Raw genomic sequence first — 19,555 nt, 5'->3', positions numbered from 1 at the left:
ATTGTGCTTAAATAGACAAAAAATAATAAGGTCTATAAACACCCAATACTATTTTCCATTTTCGTCTACTACATTGTCGTCTATTACATTAGACGTCTACTAAATTATAGTTTACTAATTGTAATAGATTATGTGTAACAACTAATTATGCTGTTTTAGTCGCTCTTAACATCCAAGCAGTTTTTTCATGTATACGCATACGGTCAGACACTAAAGAAGCTGTAGACTCATCGTCTGCCTCTTGTGCAACTTTCAATACTTGACGAGAAGTTTTAATGACCTGTTCGTGCCCTTTAGTCAACAACTCGACCATTTCTGCTGAACTTGGCACACCATCGACTTCTTTGATTGAACTTAATTTTGCAAATTCTTTGTACGTTCCTGGAGCTGGAACATCAAGTGTTCTAATACGTTCAGCAATATCATCAACTGCAGTAGCTAGTTCCGTGTAATGCTCTTCGAACATTAAATGTAACTCACGAAATTGCATACCTGTTACATTCCAGTGAAAATTATGAGTTTGTAAATACAACGTGTAAGAATCAGCTAATAGTCGTTTTAAACCATCTGATATTTCCGCTCTATTCTCTTTACTTATACCAATATCTATATCAGCCATTTCATTTCCTCATGTTTATAATTGTAATCAAAAATAACAATTTATTAGGCAATTAAAAATACCACATTAATTGTGTAAGAATACATGTGCCTAAAGACGAATTAACATTATTAGAGTACTTGATTCACACATATTCATCAACCACTGCGACACCAAAATAATGTCTATTTTCCTGATAATTAAAATGAAAACCCAAACTATAACCAGGAAAACATTACCAATATAATGTCAATATAAATGAATGGTTAATCACTAGATTTAAAGTGAAAATTGGGCCACAAAAACCACATAAAAAATAAATACCTAATAAATTGATAACGACTATAAACTTTTATTATTTCTATACTCTTTATATTTTGTACAGCTATTTTGAGTTAACTGTTAGAATCCTGCTTCTTCCAATAGAGATAGACAAAAAGGCCATAAGAATGGATGCTTTAATTTCCAAGCAGATTGATCAAACAACACTAAGGTCACACCCTTGGACAAGCATGGTATCAAATGATGGTAACGCCTATATCGATTTTAAGAAACAACCTAAATTAATTCGTAGTGCATTAGAGGATCTTACACCATTTAAAAAATGGGATTTTGTAGAAGCATTTTATTCCTTAATTGAATGGATAAATAGTTCTCAATCATTATTAGAAAGCAATGATTGTGTATTTAATCCTATCGAAAAAAACACAGAAAAACAGTACCCTTACCCCAAAAAATGCAGTGCTCGTTTAATGATTTTATTTCGAGAGATTCCAGAAAATTGCCAAGAAAAAAGTATTGATTGGCTGAGTAATAAAATATTAACGTTAGTATCAACGATGAAACCTAATTTTAAAGCCGGAGCGATTGCTTTATCCCATTCTCCAACCTGTTATTTAGCTTTAGGCGACCAACCGAATACTGGGGGAATGGGCTACCAAGTAACATTAACCTTTCTAGCTTATGGTAAAAGTGAGAGTAAATGTTATGAGAATATGAACGAAGTACTGAAAGTGGCACACAGTTGCCTACAAGGCGTCAATAAAAGCATTCAACATGGTGAATTAGATTTATTATATAAAGCATAACTAACAATAGAAAATCGGTATATTGTTAGTCTATTATTAGTTTTCAGCTTCAATTTTTTTAAAATGGTAAAGTCTTACTAAGACGTGTGATTATTCTCGATTAACCGTGCAATATCATCACTTGGCAATGCTTTAGAAAAATAATACCCTTGTGCATAATCACAGCCAAGTTCCATTAACAAATCTAACTGCTCTTGTGTTTCTACTCCTTCAGCTAATACGCTAAGGTTTAAAATTTTACCTAGCTCAATGATATGCTTAATAAAGTTTCTATCTAATTCAGTATGGCAAACTTTATCAACTAAACTACGGTCTAATTTTAATTTGTCTAATGATAAATGAAAAGTTCGCACTAAGCTTAACGAGGAATAGCCCGTCCCAAAATCATCCACCGCAATATGCATTCCCAATTCTTTAACCTTCAACATATTATCAACTAGCATTTTAGTGTTATTTATTGAGCTTGTTTCAGTCACTTCTAACTCAATAAAATGAGTGGGACATCCCGTCTTGTTTAGAATATATTTTATACGTTCAATAAAGGTCGTCATTTCCATTGTTTTGAATGAAATGTTGATAGCAACACGTGGTACTTGAATCTCTTGATATTGCCAGTCCATCAATTGTGTACATACTTTTTCAAAAACCCACAGGTCAAATTCAAAATGCAATCCTATATCTTCAGTAATTGCTACAAATATATTGGGGGGAATAAAACCTAAGTTTTCATCATTCCAGCGCGATAAAGCTTCCAGTCCAGTTAGCTCTCTGCTTTTCATATCGTATTGAGGTTGATAATGGACTTCAATTTGGTGTTTTATAATCGCTTCAGGTAACGCTTCAATAATTAATTTTCTCGTTAATAACTCTTCTGCAGGTTCAGCAGAGGCAATAAAATATTTATTAATGCTGTATTTCTTCGCCTTTTCTTTTTCCGTTTCAGCAGCAATATCCATTGAATGATAACAATTATAATCGTAACCAGGAGAGCTAACCCCAATGCTAAATGACTTCGTTATTGGCAGTTGATCAGAGATCCAAATAGGTTCAGCTAAGGTTGAGCATAAGTTTTGACAAATGAGTTCAATACGTTTGTATAAAATATCTTCAGGAAGCTGCTCATAATCTTCAATTAAAATAGCGAACTTTGCATTTGAAAAACGTATTACAAAACCAAACCCTTTCATTATATTCTGTAAACGCTCCCCTAATAAAATTAGATATTGATCACCAATAGCATAATCATAGCGATAGTTAATTGTTGAAAAATTATCCGCTTCTAAAATAATAAGGATGACATTTTTTAAGGACATTTTTTGCTGATTAATTAAATAATTAACCCGAGAAGTTAATGCCCAGCCATTAGGTAATGTTGAGATAGGATCGACAGATTTGTTTTCTGACACTGACAAATATAACGTAAAAAGATCATTTTCTTCGTGTACGCAATGTAACTTAACACTTACCGCATAATGAAAACTATTAAACATCTTAGCTGAAGTAAAAACACCGCCACTGGTGGTCATTGCACTTCGAAATAAATCATCTAAATGTAAGAAAGATGATTCCTCACATAAGACTAACTTATCAGCTAACGGGACATGTTTTATTTGAGACTCAGAAAACCCTAGCATTTCAGTAAAGTTATCATTACAGGCTTTGACTGTTGGAATACTGCCGTTATATATAGTCAAAAAAGCAAGTAATGTGTTTGTCTTATCTGTCATAGCACCTCTAATAACCTATAAATTAATTATATATTATTAGTATAACAGAAAATCAATTACACACTCATTAAGGCCTACCAAAAGCGAGGTAGAATAAAAATCACAAAACCTTTTAGATTACTTTTACTACTTGAATTCAAATAATAAGTGCATAACTTAAATAGGTAGGAAAAATGATTGGCTAAAGTCAATATAGCCAATCATTTAATAGAATTTTTTCATAAATGACGATTAAATTAATCAAACAATGAAGGCAAAAACAGTGTGATCCAAGGGATGTAAGTAATCAATAAAACGATAATCACGTTAGCTAGAATAAACGGCAATATTGCTCGGCTAATTTTTTCCATCGACTCACCTGATATAATTGATGACGCAAACAAACAGCAACCTACGGGGGGTGTTGCCAGACCTGTAATTAAATTAACACACATGAAAATACCCGCATGTAATGGGTCAATACCTAACATGTCAAACACCGGTAGTAATACAGGTGTCACTATCATCAAGGCAGGAATCGAATCCATAAACATGCCCAGAAAAAATAATAAAACGTTGATAAGTAATAAAATTAACCAAGTTGATTCAATATTCTCTACTAAGTATTCTGCAAAGATCATTGGCAACTGTTCATTTGATAATGCCCATCCAAAAATACCCGCTGCAGCAATGATAATCGACACACTACCGGTTTCAACGGTTGATTCTCGAATTGCCCCCATTAACCTTTTCCAAGTTAAAGAACGATATACAAAAATAGCAATAAAAATAGAATAAAACACTGCAATAACAGCCGCTTCAGTGGGACTTACCACGCCCATTAAAATGCCACCGAGAATGATCACCGGCAGTAACATTGCATAAAAAGCGCCACCAACAATATCAAAACCTTGCTTGCGTGTTATTTTTTCTTCTCTTCTCGGTAAGTCATTTTTACGACCGTATAACCAAACAACGGCAATTTGAGCAAGTCCAACCATGACTCCAGGAATAGCACCCGCTAAAAACATATCTTTAATAGATACCTGAGCAATTGAACCATAGAGAATAAACATTAAACTAGGAGGAATAATCGGTCCCATGGTTGATGATGCAGCGGTGACAGCCGCACTAAAACTTTTTTTATAACCCGCTTTAGTCATCGCCGGGATCATCACAGAGCCAACCGCCGTTGTATCAGAAATAGCCGTACCAGTAATACCGCCAAAAAACATACTGACGACAATATTCACATAAGCAAGATTGCCCTTAACACGCCCTACTATTAAATCAGCTAAACGAATAATTCGATCACTGATACCCGATTCTGCCATCACTTTTCCCGCTAAAATAAAGAATGGGATAGCTAACAATACAAATGAATCAAAAGAACGGAATAATCGAACCACCATAATACTGAGAGGAATATCCGCTCCAATGAAGTAAACAAGTGTTGACGCAAGCAATGCAAAAGGAATAGGTATTCTAATTGCCATCAGCAAAATAAAACAAAGGATCATTAAAAAAATAAAAGTCATGAAGCACTCCGTTTATTAAAAATAGATATCATTTTTGTTAATAGATAAAGAAAAATCAAAAAAGAAAAAATAGGAATAGCAAGGTAAATACTACCAATAGGCAACCAAGGAATAATGGGAGGGTGCACAGGCCACATCGTTACGGCATGTTGACTACCAACTACCATAAAAATAACGCAAAGTGTCATCATAATAATGCAATGAAAAAAGTCGAAAACCTTTTTAGTCTTAGGCCCTACTCGATTATAAAGAATATCAATTCGAGCATGACTCTGTTGTGTATAAGCAATAGCACTGCCTATTAATGCAATAACGATATAAATATATCTTGAAATAGTATTGGACCAAGCAATCGGTGAGTCGAAGCAATATCGTAAAAAAATATTCACTCCAAGTAACAAAATCAAACTACACATTAACACCAGCAAAGTAACTCCACATACACTACTTACTTTATGCATGACGCCTTCAATTTTATTACCTAGCACACTTTTTTCTGTATCAGGCATATTGCTCACCTTATTATTTTTTGTTTGCTATTAATTAATAGGTCAGTCTCTTTTGTAAACAAGACTGACCTTATTCAAGCAATTAACTATTATTTAAATGCTTTAGGTAGACGTGCATTCGGATCTAGGTATTGGATTTGTTCGTACCACGTTTTCCATTTAGGTTCTTTAGCAAACCATTTTGTATACACAGATTTAGAGGCTTCTTTAAATTCGTCAGTATTCGGGTAAGTAATCGTTTGATCTTTATCTTCTTTTACTTTTTCGATGAATTTAGCTTCACGAGCATACTGCCAAGCATCTGTTAACTCTATTGCTTCATCGGCAATATCAGTCACAATCACTTTTTGTTCTGCAGTTAATTTGTCCCAGACTTTTGGAGACATAAATAATATTTTTTGCGTCCACATTTGATTCAATATTGCATAACTATCAACAACTTCACTCATTTTGAAAATATCGTTGCAATACACACCTAAATCATCAGCTTCTACCATGCCTGTTTGTAATGAAGTATAAAGCTCACCCCAGTCTGTCGGTGTCACCGTAAAGCCAAATGCTTCGTAGATATCAATAAACAAAGGATTTTGCATCGCTCGTAACTTCACGCCTTTAGCATCCGCTATACTATTAATAGGTTTTTTACTGGCAATCGCAAAACCATTACAATCAGAATAGACGCCCAATGCTTTCATACCTGTTGCTTTACTGGCACCAGCAAGGATCTCTTTAACCACACTAGAGCTTCTTGCTACTTTATAATGCTCCAAACTTTTAAATAAATAAGGAAGTTGAAGAAATTGAATGTCCTCGTAATAACCTGCTATATGACCCGCACTCGTCGCCGCTAGGGAAACCGTCCCTGCTTTAGCAAATTCTAACGCTTCTTCTTCTGATCCAGTTAAGGTACCAGGGTAAATTGAAACCTTTAGGTCACCGTTCGTCTTTTCTTCTAATAATGTTTTAAACGTTTCAGCCAATAGCTGATCTGCATCATAAACGTTATTTTGATGAGCAAACTTAAGTCTCATTGAATCAGCTTGCACGACAGGCGCTAACAGCAACATCACACAAGTGGTCGCAAGTGTGACTTGTTTAATTACTTTCTTTCTCAATATCATTATTTATATCCTTATTTAATGTATGTAGCTGTGTGTTGAATATTGATTAAAATATTTTTAGCATTACTTTGTTAAATTGGGTTATACGTTTTTTTGAGCTTTCAACAGATCTTCTAATCGATTACCTGCGGCTTGATTTTCAAGAATTTCCATTACTTTTTCTGCGACAACACTGCCTCCTTCGATAGGCGGTAAACCTCCTTGGTAAATGTTTGTAATTAAAGTGTATTCATAACGAATTTTTTCATGTTCACTGTAAATTGCAGCGGCTTTTCTCGCCTTCTCATCCTTCAGCTTTAGCACCAAATAAGCAGACATACTTTTTGAAGAAAGTGCATCTCCCCCTGGTCGCTCTCCTGCCAATAAAATAGCAACATTACAATCTAATACATCGGAGATACATTCAGCTAATTTAACGCGACCAAAGTGTGTAACGATAGGCTCGCCTAATGAGTAATGACGGCTTTTTAATCCATCCATTAATACTGGAATCATATCCGGAACGTTATGATGAACAGCTTCAGCCGATAAACCATCGGTGATAATAATTTGCACATCATTACCTTCAGCAGAAAGGCTATCTAGATCAGTTTTAGACAGTTTTGAGCCAACTTCAGGATTTTTTAAATGTTCAGCATGATCAATAGCCGTAGAGACGAACTCTCTAAAGGTGAAACCAGTAAACAACTCTGGTTTAAGATGTGAATGAACCGCTTCTCGTCCTACTGATTGATTAATACGAATCACTTCTTGTACTTTATGCGCAGGACGTGGACCTGCATTTTCAAATCCAGGGGCATTTGGTGTTGCTTCATGCAGACGCTGAAACTCTAAATCACTCTTGATAAATAACCTTGGGTTTCCCCAATTTGGACCACGCTCAACGTTACCATCGGTATGTTGAATATAAATACCTTTTTGAACTGCCCATTGTAAAAACTCAGGCGCAGGATTACGGTGATATATTTCCCTTAAGGTTTGATCGTCGTGTCCTGAATTCACAAAGTGAGCAAGCATACGATCGGTACCTAAATAGATATCCATAAAGAAGTTAGCCCCCGCCGCTGTAGCCAATTGCACAGCCATTTGCTGACCTTCTAAATGGGAGTTAGAATGCAAGGTATAACTTGGGCTGATGCCCATCGGTAAGCCTAACAGTTTCCCCATGAAGTGGTCTTGAAGTGTCGAGACCATTAATTCAAAGTCATTAAGATGTGTTTCTGGACCAATGAAACCTGTTGCATTATTCACCATAAAAGGATCATAACGTCGACATAGTCCGTAACATAATGCTTCGCAAGTCGCCATATCCATACCGTTATGTTTACGGTAAGTCATTTCACTGCCTTGACCTGTTTCAAAGTACATAAATTGTTCCGCTATCTCTTTTAGCGGCCCTTCATTTTTCATGGTTTCCACGGCTTGATCTAAAAACTCTACCGTTACGTCGAACTCTCCAGTTAATGTTTCATCTGTACCTGCAAAGCTTTGGAATAAGATTTCAACTGGTGCGCCCTGCTTTAAAGCGGTAAGTTGACTTTTAATATGCCCAAGTACACAAATTTGAGTGGGCGCACCTGTTTCGCGACGAAGCTTATCTATGTGCCACAGCATTGCGGCTATATTATCTACCGAGCCGTCAGAGGGATTAACACCAATTAAACAATCGCCCATTCCCATTGCTAAATCGTTATAAACCATCATAGAAATAGCATCTAAATTATCTTTAGGATGATTAGGTTGAAGACGAAATGACAGTGTTTTAGGCGTACCAATCAAGGTTCTTGCTTTAGTCGGTCGAAATATTTTACCGGGTAAATAAACTAATTCATGTACATCCATTAACTTGGTTAAAGCGGATGCCATGACAGGTGTTAATGCTAAACCAATCGCAGCCACTCGCGTTCCATTACTGGCCAGCAAATGATCTTTAAGATCGCCCATAGTCATATGGGCAATGCTTTGAAACAGTTCAAGATCTATCTCATAACCAGCACGCATGACAGAGTCAACACTGCCATCATCAGCAGTTAACGGATTATCATAAAGGTACTGCAATGTTAAAGAAGCCAGAATTGCTCTTGCCGCTTCTCTATCCATTGCATTCTTGGGAGCCAGCTCCGTTGTTCTATCACCAGCTTTGCTGATATCAGCGGCTCCTAATAACTTTTTAAGCCCTTCAAAGTAAAAAATTTCATTCAATATTTTGAAAGAATAAACTTCCTCTGGCCCTGGAACGGGAACATGAATATCTTTAAGTGGGATAATCTTTTTCATTAAATAAACCTTAAATTCTAATAAATGCCATAAAAAGAAACGGGTACAACGCCGCGATACGGACTTCCAATGTTTACAAACTGTGCATTACGATCTGGAATTTCATCTATGATCATTAATTTAGCGGATGATTTTCCCCAGTCCGTTGCATAGTTACCTAATGCTTTCCCAAAATTTCCGGGTACCAATATCACTAACGGTAAATCAATAGTGAGTGTTGCTAATGCTTGATTTATTCGAACACCAAGCGTTTTAATTTGTTGCAGAGAAGCAGGTAAAGCCCCCCCTTCTGAATCAGTTACTGGTAGCATTTGAATACAAGCTTTGCCGCTACGTTGTGCAACAACAGAAATAGAATTAAGAAGATCATCTAAATCACAAGACATACTGAGTCGAGCAACAATAGGGACATCATTTAAAGGTAGTGCCGAAGTGTCTGGTAAAAATAAAGTTGCACCTGAAATTTCAGTATTGTGAAGCGTCAACCCGTACACAGTTGCTCTACCCATATTTTCTGGGCGAATGGTTGTTATTTGTTTAGAAAAGAAAGAATCGGAGATAATTTTTTTAGCTAGGTCGATACCTAAATCACCATAAAAGGTGGTGCTAGGTATCGGTTCGTTTTCAGTAATTTTATAAATAAGTTCGCCTACACCACCGGAAAAAGTAATCATAGGTGAAGAAACGTTTGGAGGCAGTATAAAAGAAGTTTGGCAAAGACGCTGGCCAATGTCGCTTTCAAAAAACACGAGGTTTCCTCGAGCGATGGCTTTTAGTGCTTCAATGTAAAGATCGAGGATTTTATTGAGAATATCGGCACCAAGAGTATCGCCAATCTCATTGTTTGCACCGATGTGGTTTAACATTGAATAACCGTATTCAGAGATATTAATTAAACGGTAAGTCCCTGGTTCAAACTGAAAATGCCTGGCGCCAATATAAAAACATCCCGTTGTTTTGACTTGTCCATTTTGACCTGCTGCGGGATTAGTTGTACCGCCACCAATATCGAGATTAACGAGCGTTTCATTCTTAAAATGCCGAGATAATAATGCTGCACACCCCATGAAAGCTAACCATGATTCAAGATTTGGATCATCAACCGTCGCAATAACAGCTTGTCCAATACGCTCTTTAATTAAAGCAGCAATATGCACTGAGTTTTGTTGTAAAGCAGCTAAACCAGTAATGATCACCCCGCCCGAAAAAATGTTATCACCTTTTTCTAACCAAGTATCTAATAGTTCAGCGATAGCGGATGCATCAATTTCAGCACCTCTAAAAGGTGTAAATTCAACATTAGATCGATAGACAATTTCTGGTGCAGAGAATGCCATTCGCCCCGTCACCGAATTCATTCCAACGCCAGCCACCGCGATCATCGCACTGCTAGTGGTTGAACCGAAATCCATCCCTATCATTTTTACTTGTTCTTTTATGTTTTGACTATTTTCCATATGTCTATACATCACCTTGAACAATTTGAGTGCAACTGCAATCAAAAGATATGTCCAAAGCAACAGCATTAATTATACCAAGTGTATTATTAATGCTAAATTTTTGATCTCTATTCAACTTAAAGAGAGTGTATTAAATCACTGATAACAAGGAATCTATTCAAAAAAACAACAAATGTAAAAAGCGTCTAATATCATTTATTTTTTCACGCAATAAAAAGCCAAACCACCTATAAACACTCGCTTTCTATTAATTTAAATGAATGATTAACCGTCATCATAAAGTTAATAATGGTTAGCAAATATCAATTTTTTTTAATTAATTAGCGATGAAAAATTTAAATTAAATCAATTTGAGATGTAATCATATTAATGGTGTTTTTTGACTAAAATTGAAATTATTATCGATTTAAATTGATCATTTATTGGATGGTATCGAAAGAAGGCTCCATGTCAGCGCACTATCAATGTTCGCTTTCGCACTATTTCGGAGCGCACCGCTACATTAATAATGCAACTTGGTTTATTGCATAACCTCCGTTCTGGATAATGGAAGTGTAATACTATTAAATATCAACATGTTAAAATTTCATATTATGAAAGTATCGTAATGTTTGTGTAGTTCAAGGCAAATCATCGAAGCTATAACGAGTTATTCTAAGGTGATTTAACACAGAAATACGGAAAAAAAGTACCTATAAATAAGGGTTATGTATCGATTTATTTAACCAGAATTGAGGTAATATATGTCATTACAAAAAACTGACAAATAACATTATATTCAAAAGAGTTAAAATTAACCAAATAGATAACAACAAAAAATTCATCAATTTGGAGTTCCTATGTTTTCCCATTACCCTCTTCGATGAGGTTAAATAAATTTGTAGAAAAACGGTAATAGGTAATTGAATGCTGAGTACCATTTGAGAAATAATCAAACCTTTAAAGGGGTCTGAAATCAAAAAAACAATCAATGTTGAAATAATTAATATACCCGCCACACCCACTTTAGTGTGGGTCGCTTTGATATTGTAAGGTTCTTTAAATAAACCGGCATAAACAGAGCCACCCGCCATACCAGCAGTAATGGTTGAAGAAATTCCCGCAAATAATAATGCAATACCAAATACAATAGCGGCTTTTGAACCCAACATAGGAGAAAGAAGGTGCTGCGCTTGTTCTAGTTCTGTCACCACTATATTGTTATCAAAAAAGGTAGCTGCAGCCAATATAATCATTGCACTATTAATAGCCCAGCCAATAATCATTGATACAAAAGTATCAGTAAACTCATATCTTAATTGTTTTTTAATAACGGCTTCATTGTCATTACTCCATTGCCGACTTTGAATAATTTCTGAATGTAAAAATAGGTTATGAGGCATAACAACAGCGCCTAATACCGCCATAACGATAATCATTGAACCATCAGGAATACTAACGGTTACCCAACTTCTAGCAGCCTCCGGCCAGTCAATATTAACAATGCTCATTTCATACAAAAATGAAAATCCAATAATTGACACAAAACCAATAATCAGTTTTTCAAGCTTGGTATAAGTATTGGTAAACAGTAAGAAAATGACGATAACAAGAATAATGACAGAACCAATCACTATCGGTATATCAAACAGTAATTGTAGTGCAATTGCTCCACCCAATATCTCAGCCAAAGCAGTCGATATAACCGCTATAATACTGGTAAAAAGTACAAATTGAGCCACATGCACATTGAGATTTTTCATTGCGGATTCAGCTAAACAATCCCCAGTAACAATGCCTAGGTGAGCAACATTATGCTGCAATAAAATCAACATTAGCGTAGACAGCGTTACCATCCATAGAAGTGTATATCCAAACATTGAGCCCGCCGCAATATTGGAAGCCCAATTCCCCGGATCTATAAAACCAACAGTGACCAGTAAACCCGGTCCCATATATTTAAGGATTTCACTCAACCCATGTTTATTTTTATGCGAGGAATTTAATGTAAACAATGACCTTATTTTCATAGAGACTCTGAATGATGATCCATCAATGAACATATGAGAGTCATAAAGACTACACTCTTAAAAACAGAGTAGAAAGGAAATAAACCGCTGGATAAGAAACTAATTTACGATGACGTTGGAAACTTACTTATTTTACAATATGCCTTTTTTTTCTGTAGCGCTTTTAACTTAGCCCTTAACTTCTGACCTTTCTTATCTGTATACATAACACGCATATTCTTTTTAGCAGTCACAATTTTTGCATCAATTTTTAAACATATACTTTTAGATACTTTAGTGTTTTGTTTGGCCATGACTCCACTAGAGATAATAAGCACACTGGTAAATAAAAGTATTTTATTGATCATAACATTTCCTTTTCTTCATAAAAAAGTGTACTAGACTAATTTTTAAGCGTAAGTAACAATTTTAAAATACGCAAATTTATAATGAGAAAGTGAATTGATATAGCCAGTAAAATAGATCCGCTACTTACTATGATTGGTATAAAGAAGCTCACTCTAAATCGAACTCCTAAAGTCGTTAATTAATAGAATATTTTATATATTAATCTAACTGATAACTAATGATTAAATTTTCATGATACAAAAGGTTACATTCAAATAACAGTTTCTACATTAACTTCAAAAATAAATACTTAACCTTAATTTCATTTAAAATTTGAATTAAATACCGGCCTAGTAATCAGCTCTTTTAATTAAAAAATATTTAAACATAATAGTGGGTAGATGAAATTCAAACCTGTTTACAATGCCACCACATTACCAAAAAGAGACATTATAGAAACGGTCAATAAAAACACACTTAAAATAGAGCATAGCCGATACCATAATGAAACAGGATCTATGTTAAGGCTACTTTAGAGGTGTTGATTTATTGTTTGAAAAAACACGTACTAGAGTATCTAGAAATCATTAGAGGTGATAATAACCTAATAGGTGATACTGCTTATCCAAGTTTCAAGTTCCTTAGTTCAGTTTCACGGCTAAATAATGCACACCATTATCAAATGACTGAGGTAAAAAATAAATATCTTGGAACTTAAAGTATTGTTCGCCATTAATAACAACTAATTGAGCTCCTTTAGGTAATAGAGAATAATGTTGCCCGAGCTCAAAATCATCATGTAATCCATTAATATATGCAGCTTCATCACTTATTGATAATGAAGTTGTATCGCTGGATGGTTCTTCCACTACTTCGTAATATCCACCATTAGCAATATAATAAATACCTTGGAAAAAGTAATAATGGATCCCATGAATAAAAATGTCTTCAAAACCCTGTGGTAAATAACGAATTTTCAGCCCCACTGGAGGATGCACGACGGTATATCCATTATTTAGATGGCGATAATATAATCCGCTACTAAAAATAAAAGAAAGTCCTGCAAAACGAAGCCTACGACCATTTCTTGGTAATTTATGACTCCTGAGACCTGCTTTATAAATAGCACGTTTACGAAAACTTTTACTTCGTTTACTTTTTAACTTTTTAGCGGCTATTAATCTTTTAGCTTTCTGTTTATTTCGAACAGCTGCATTGGGAGGTAATACTGACGTTTTTATTTGTGAACGGTTTTGTGAAATATTGCGTTTATGAACATTACGATGATGAATGTTTCTATTAATGTTAATTTTTGAATTTTTATGAGCAATTGCTTTTTTATTGCTCTGCCTGTCTTCTTTATTACGAACGGCACGATTTTTTGGTAGCACAGAACCCTTTTCATAGATGATAGGTTTACGTACAACTCTATTTTTTTTAGACTCCAAATGCTTATGTACACTTTGTCTATTGTGATGTTTTTTATTATCTCTATTTTCAGCTGAGCTTATACTTGGAGAAACAAAGAAGCTCATGATAATTGCTAATAAGAATGTTAATTTCATTAGATTTCCTTTTAAAACTAACTAGATTTAAATCGGTAATACTTCTACCGTCATAAATTATTGTTTGATTCAAGAGCGACTCATTGCTCTCTCACTTACAATTAAGACCGTGTTTGGTCTGGTTTTTAATTCAAAATTTTATAAAACCACAAATAAGTGACTAGTATGGATATGCTATTACGACAACGGTAAATGAAATTTAGTTGCAAGCATTATCAGATAACTTACTAAGTATCCATTCACAGAAGCATTAAATATAAAGCTAATAACTCTTCCTTGTTACCTATCTATACCAAATACCTAGATATTTTTTAACCTCGAATAAATCATAAAAAGCTCAACAAGTTATTCTAAAGTTTGATAGAGTCATTAAAGTGTTAAAAGGATTAACATCTGCTTATAACAATTAATAAAAAAACTTATAAGAATTAACATCGACTTGTAAATAGGGATATCTAATTTAAATACAAGATACAAAAGTGCGGCGCATTATGTTCTAGCCACCCTATGCACAAGTAAATTGTAAATAAAAATCAAGGAGAAAGTATGAAGTTCGTAAAGAAAATCTCATTAGTTGTTGCTTCCATTTCAGCGCTCGGTGCCTTTTCAAGCGCAAGTGCAGATCAACTAGATGATGTAATCAGCCGTGGCACATTAAATTGTGGCGTAGTGCTTGATTTCCCACCAATGGGTTACACAGATAAAGATAACAAACCTGCCGGTTTTGATGTTGATTACTGTAACGATTTAGCTGCAGTTTTAGGCGTAAAATCAAATGTTATCAATCTAACTTGGGGTGATCGTATCCCTTCTTTAATTTCAGCTAAAACCGATGTAGTTATAGGGTCGACTTCAGACTCATTAGCACGTGCTAAATCTGTTGGCTTTACTTATCCATACTTTGTTTTTAAGTTCCAAGTAATTTCTAAGAAAGGTGTGGAAATGACATCTTTTGATGATCTTAAGGATGTAAAAGTAGGTGCGGCACTAGGTACGACCTATGAAACTGAATACTTCAATTATGCAGATGCACAAGGCTGGGGAAGAGATAATTATACTGCATTTAAATCAGAAAATGATGCATTCCTAGGACTATATCAAGGCAAAGTTGATGCGCTTATTTCAACTAATACCAATATCGCAACTAAACTAACTTCTGGTCAATTTGATAATTTTGTTGCTGGTCCTTATGTACCAAACTACGATGACGTAGTCGGTATTATTGCTAAAAGAAGTGAACAGGCTTGGATTAAATACCTAAACCTTTTCTTAGTTCACCAAGTTCGTGATGGTCGTTTAAATGAATTACATGTTAAGCATTTTGGTACACCTGTATCTGCTGATATGGTTAAAGCGTTAAGAGAAAATAAGTAATTATTTTTTGCTTGTGCTAACTAAAAGTAAGTCATCCTCCAGTGCTGCTGGAGGATATCAATTTAAAAACCCTAGGGTTAAACATCACCCCTCTCCGTTATGAGCCATCAAAAAATTAAAATAGAAAACATCAATATAAGTTTAAATTTTATCGTTTTTATTGAGTTATCAATTTCAATTAATCTGGGCTAATAGTTTAGTTAAATTAACAAGGTCAATTAATAAGATCGTTTAATAAAGGAAATAATTTATATCGCATTGTATTAGCAATTAAAAATACGTCATATAAAACTAACGATGCCCGAGGATCATAATTGTCAAAACAATTATAAAACAGCATCAAATTTAATAAATATGACTCAAAGCCAAATAGAAATGCTTATAAAGAGGATATATGGATAATTATGAATTTCACTGGAATGTAGTATTTGATGCATTTCCACAACTATTATCAGGCGCATTTACTACCGTTCATGTCTCTGTTTTATCAATGCTAGTAGGGATAATAATTGCCGTATTATTAGCATTAGGAAAAATGTCAGAAACCAAAGTTTTTTATCATGTTGCAAATATTTGGATAGAAATCGCAAGGAATACCCCCGCCCTTTTTCTTATCTATATGGCCTATTTTGGTTTAGGAGCTTATGGCATACATCTTAGCCCATACGTCTCGGTTTTTTCTGCCTTAGTATTTATTAATGCAGGTTACTTAGCAGAAACATTCAGGGGTGGTTTTCAATCCATTCCAAAAACACAATATAGCGCAGCAAAATCTCTAGGTATGAATAGCTTTAAGGTCTACCGCTACATCATTTTACCGCAAATGTTCCGTAGAATTTATCACCCAATGACTAACCAATTTGTTTGGTCAATACTAATGAGCTCACTTGGGATACTGGTTGGCATGAATGAATTATCCGGTGAAACACAACGATTGCAATCAACCTCGTTCAGAACATTAGAATTTTTTATGGTAGCAGCGGTTATGTATTATGTGATCACAAAGTTAGTGTTATTAGCTTCTGATTTAATTGCCAAAAAAGTATTTAAAGGAGAAATCTCATAATGAACTTATTTACTCCTTTATCGTGGAATGATACTGGATTTATTTTAACGGGAATTTTAAATACCGTTTATATCTCTGTTATTGCCATTGTCATTGGTAGCTTATTAGGGTTACTGATAGGCTTTATTAGAGCAGAATCAAATAAATCAGTTAATGTTTGTATAGGCGCAGTTTTAGATATTCTACGTTCTGTTCCGTTGATTATTCAGCTTATACTATTTAGCACTTTTATCGGTGTAATGGGTTTCCCATTACCTCCTTTTGTTGCCGGCTCAATTATATTATCGCTTTATACAATGGCGTTTATGAGTGAAGTATTCAGAAGTGGATTTAATAGTGTTCCTGTGTCTATGGTAAAAGCAGCCAGATCATTAGGGTTGAATTACTTTCAAACAGTCAGGTATATAAGAATACCCATTGGTATGAGAGCCGTCTTCCCATCTTGGATTGGCGTGGCTCTCAGTGTCATTAAAGACTCTGCACTTGTCTCTGTGATTGGTTATATGGAATTGCTAAGAACGGCTGAACAATTAATATCAAGAACGCAACAACCGCTTATGATACTTATAGGCGTTGGGTTGTTTTACTTTATGATTTCTTACCCGTTGTCGCGTTACGGTAAATATGTAGAAAGGAAAATGGAAATATGATTGAAATAAAAGGTGTTCATAAATCTTTTGGTGACTTAGAAGTACTAAAGGGTATTGATTTAACCGTTAACAACGGTGAGGTTATTAGTATCATTGGTGCAAGTGGCAGTGGTAAATCGACTCTTTTGTATTGTATTAATGCGATTGAAAGCATCAATAGCGGTAATATTCTAGTTGATGGAGTAGATGTGCATGATAAGAAAACAGATATTAACGCATTAAGACAAAATCTAGGGATGGTATTTCAGCAGTGGAACTCTTTTCCGCATTTAACTGTATTAGAAAATGCAGCACTTGCACCACAAGTAGTGAAAGGCTTTAGCAAAGAAAAAGCAGAAGAAATTGCAACAAAAGAGCTCACTCACGTTGGTCTAGGCGATAAGTTACACGAATACCCGACGAAGATGTCTGGCGGGCAACAACAACGTCTAGCAATTGCAAGAGCATTAGCAATGGAACCGCCATACATGTTATTTGATGAGGTAACATCTGCGCTCGATCCTGAGCTTGTTGGTGAAGTGTTAGACACCTTAAGGTTACTACGTGATGATGGTATGACCATGATTTGTGTCACTCATGAAATAGCCTTTGCTAAGGAAGTTTCAGATAAAGTGGCCTTTTTTCATGAAGGCTTAATTGAAGAAATAGGTACACCTCAAGAAGTATTGGATAATCCTCAAAAAGAGAGAACACAACAGTTTTTGAGTAAAGTACTTTAAGTTACTAACAATTAATCAATGTGAGTAAAATACAAAGAAGAGCGTGAAAGCGTTCTTCTTTGTAAAAGGTAATATATGGAAGGTAAAAAAATATGAGCCTTTAATATAAAACAATCACTATATGACAAAAACCATCTATATTCGCACAAAATATCATTTACTAATTGTTAATAAATCAAATCTAAACTGACAAAACAGAATTATTTACCGGGCCTATAAGTATAAATATTAACCTCCTTGAACCTGATCAATGACACAAATAAATAATTTTCTAAATCCCCTGTTTTAAAAGCAATTAACCTTGAAATAAAGGCTTTAAAGCCTCAAACTTACTTTCTTTATTTTTTATATCTAATTGCTGAATCATTATTGAAGAATGCCTAATTACAGCATTAGAAAGATTAAAAATGAACACTAAAATGAACACAGTACTCATCAATTAATAAGCCTAGCATATCATTTTAACTGCCTTGCTTATTAAAATAGGAAATGAATGTCACATCATATTGAAGATTTACTTTCACAGTGGAGCAAGTTCCCAAATGATAAATGGGTGCTAGCCGTTATCACTAACATTCAAGGCTCTTCATACCGAAAAACTGGCGCAATGATGCTGTTTCATTCATTAGGAAATAGCATAGGACTTGTTAGTGGCGGTTGTTTAGAAGGTGACTTATTACGTCATGCACAACGCGCAATTCAACAGGATCAAGCCATTAATATCACTTACGATGCCAGTGATGAGTCAGATGCAAGTTACCAATTGGGTTGTGGCGGCATTGTCGATCTATTGTTAATTCCCGTGACTACTGAAAATAACTACCTGAATTTACAAACATTAATGGAGCAATTAAAATCGAGCAATTGTGAATATCATTTACCCTTAGTAAAGACAGGTACTCAAGCCGCCTCTATCTCAGTTAATGTCGTACCAATTACAGATAAAAATGACTATGATTTTGCTAAAAGTACTTACGGTAAATCTAACAATGCTCCAAATGTCACCATACTTCAAATCCCTTGTCGAACACGGTTCCACCTTGCTATTTTTGGTGGCGGTTTAGATGCCCAACCTTTAGCAAAGATGGCGATACAATTAGGCTGGAAAGTCACGGTATTTGATGAACGGTCTAGCTATGCGCATCAACATCATTTCCCTAATACCCATATAATTAAACAGCCTATTTCCACATTAGAAACAAAACACTTGTTAAATATTGATGGCGTCGTGGTAATGCAACATAATTTAAGCTTAGATGCATTAGCAGTAAAACTCATTAGTCAAAGCAACCAAACTTATATCGCATTGCTTGGGCCTCACCATCGTCGTGACCAGGTTTTTAGTAAAGCCAATATTACCTTAGATGATTTTAAAGGTTTCTTTTCAGCCCCTGCAGGGTTCAATATAGGCGGTGAGCTACCTGAGTCTATTGCACTGAGTATATTAGCTGAGTGCCATGCACTTTTTCATAACCGAACTGATTTAATAAACTAACAAGATAGGTATTCTTCACTTTTTAAGCGACGAGTATCTATAAAAAAGTAACA

Annotated in this window: 16 protein-coding genes; 6 read left to right on the top strand and 10 right to left on the bottom strand. The window is 34.9% G+C overall.

Going from position 1 to position 19,555, the window contains the following annotated elements; translation table 11 throughout:
- Window positions 1-145: 145 nt before the first annotated feature.
- Complete coding sequence (locus GQR59_RS06885) at window positions 146-619, bottom strand: Dps family protein (protein WP_160061260.1); 474 nt, start codon at window positions 617-619, stop codon at window positions 146-148.
- Between the two features lie 428 nt (window positions 620-1,047).
- Between GQR59_RS06885 and GQR59_RS06880 the strand changes: the two genes are divergently transcribed.
- Window positions 1,048-1,686 (top strand): hypothetical protein, encoded by a 639-nt coding sequence (locus tag GQR59_RS06880; protein ID WP_160061259.1) that lies wholly within the window; start codon window positions 1,048-1,050, stop codon window positions 1,684-1,686.
- Between the two features lie 77 nt (window positions 1,687-1,763).
- On the opposite strand, the gene GQR59_RS06875 is transcribed toward GQR59_RS06880, so the two are convergent.
- The 9 genes from GQR59_RS06875 to GQR59_RS06835 all read right to left on the bottom strand — a co-directional run bounded on the left by GQR59_RS06875 (window position 1,764) and on the right by GQR59_RS06835 (window position 14,198).
- The gene (locus tag GQR59_RS06875; protein WP_160061258.1) at window positions 1,764-3,413 is read right to left on the bottom strand and encodes a putative bifunctional diguanylate cyclase/phosphodiesterase; all 1,650 of its coding nucleotides are present in this window, start codon (window positions 3,411-3,413) and stop codon (window positions 1,764-1,766) included.
- 236 nt (window positions 3,414-3,649) lie between these two features.
- Complete coding sequence (locus tag GQR59_RS06870; protein ID WP_201288031.1) at window positions 3,650-4,930, bottom strand: TRAP transporter large permease; 1,281 nt, start codon at window positions 4,928-4,930, stop codon at window positions 3,650-3,652.
- Window positions 4,927-5,439: a TRAP transporter small permease gene (locus GQR59_RS06865; RefSeq protein ID WP_160061257.1), complete on the bottom strand. Its 513-nt coding sequence runs from the start codon at window positions 5,437-5,439 to the stop codon at window positions 4,927-4,929. Before GQR59_RS06865 ends, GQR59_RS06870 begins: the two co-directional genes overlap by 4 nt.
- Window positions 5,440-5,528: 89 nt before the next feature.
- Entirely contained in the window at window positions 5,529-6,560 is a 1,032-nt protein-coding gene (locus GQR59_RS06860) for a TRAP transporter substrate-binding protein (RefSeq protein WP_160061256.1), read from the bottom strand.
- An 81-nt stretch (window positions 6,561-6,641) separates the two neighbouring features.
- Entirely contained in the window at window positions 6,642-8,837 is a 2,196-nt protein-coding gene (gene eutB, locus GQR59_RS06855; protein WP_160061255.1) for an ethanolamine ammonia-lyase subunit EutB, read from the bottom strand.
- 17 nt (window positions 8,838-8,854) lie between these two features.
- Window positions 8,855-10,294, bottom strand: coding sequence for an ethanolamine ammonia-lyase reactivating factor EutA (locus tag GQR59_RS06850; protein WP_160061254.1), 1,440 nt, complete (start codon window positions 10,292-10,294; stop codon window positions 8,855-8,857).
- A gap of 752 nt (window positions 10,295-11,046) precedes the next feature.
- Window positions 11,047-12,306, bottom strand: coding sequence for an Nramp family divalent metal transporter (locus GQR59_RS06845; protein ID WP_160061253.1), 1,260 nt, complete (start codon window positions 12,304-12,306; stop codon window positions 11,047-11,049).
- Between the two features lie 104 nt (window positions 12,307-12,410).
- Window positions 12,411-12,653 (bottom strand): hypothetical protein, encoded by a 243-nt coding sequence (locus GQR59_RS06840; protein ID WP_160061252.1) that lies wholly within the window; start codon window positions 12,651-12,653, stop codon window positions 12,411-12,413.
- A 621-nt stretch (window positions 12,654-13,274) separates the two neighbouring features.
- On the bottom strand, window positions 13,275-14,198 hold the full coding sequence (locus GQR59_RS06835; RefSeq protein WP_160061251.1) for a DUF6515 family protein: 924 nt from the start codon (window positions 14,196-14,198) through the stop codon (window positions 13,275-13,277).
- Window positions 14,199-14,744: 546 nt separating this feature from the next.
- Between GQR59_RS06835 and GQR59_RS06830 the strand changes: the two genes are divergently transcribed.
- The 5 genes from GQR59_RS06830 to GQR59_RS06810 all read left to right on the top strand — a co-directional run bounded on the left by GQR59_RS06830 (window position 14,745) and on the right by GQR59_RS06810 (window position 19,502).
- A complete protein-coding gene (locus GQR59_RS06830; protein WP_160061250.1) occupies window positions 14,745-15,572 on the top strand; it encodes a transporter substrate-binding domain-containing protein in 828 nt (275 codons plus the stop codon).
- Between the two features lie 394 nt (window positions 15,573-15,966).
- On the top strand, window positions 15,967-16,638 hold the full coding sequence (locus tag GQR59_RS06825) for an amino acid ABC transporter permease (protein ID WP_160061249.1): 672 nt from the start codon (window positions 15,967-15,969) through the stop codon (window positions 16,636-16,638).
- Window positions 16,638-17,288 carry an amino acid ABC transporter permease gene (locus GQR59_RS06820; RefSeq protein ID WP_236546678.1) on the top strand — a complete coding sequence of 217 codons (651 nt, stop codon included), beginning with the start codon at window positions 16,638-16,640 and terminating at the stop codon, window positions 17,286-17,288. Before GQR59_RS06825 ends, GQR59_RS06820 begins: the two co-directional genes overlap by 1 nt.
- Entirely contained in the window at window positions 17,285-18,007 is a 723-nt protein-coding gene (locus tag GQR59_RS06815) for an amino acid ABC transporter ATP-binding protein (RefSeq protein WP_160061248.1), read from the top strand. Before GQR59_RS06820 ends, GQR59_RS06815 begins: the two co-directional genes overlap by 4 nt.
- Window positions 18,008-18,500: 493 nt before the next feature.
- A complete protein-coding gene (locus GQR59_RS06810) occupies window positions 18,501-19,502 on the top strand; it encodes an XdhC family protein (RefSeq protein ID WP_160061247.1) in 1,002 nt (333 codons plus the stop codon).
- Window positions 19,503-19,555 lie beyond the last annotated feature (53 nt).

It is taken from the genome of Psychromonas sp. L1A2 (assembly GCF_009828855.1).
Taxonomy (GTDB): domain Bacteria; phylum Pseudomonadota; class Gammaproteobacteria; order Enterobacterales; family Psychromonadaceae; genus Psychromonas.
The sequence above is the reverse complement of the archived record's forward strand: the minus strand, read 5'-3'. Positions and strand labels throughout refer to the sequence as shown.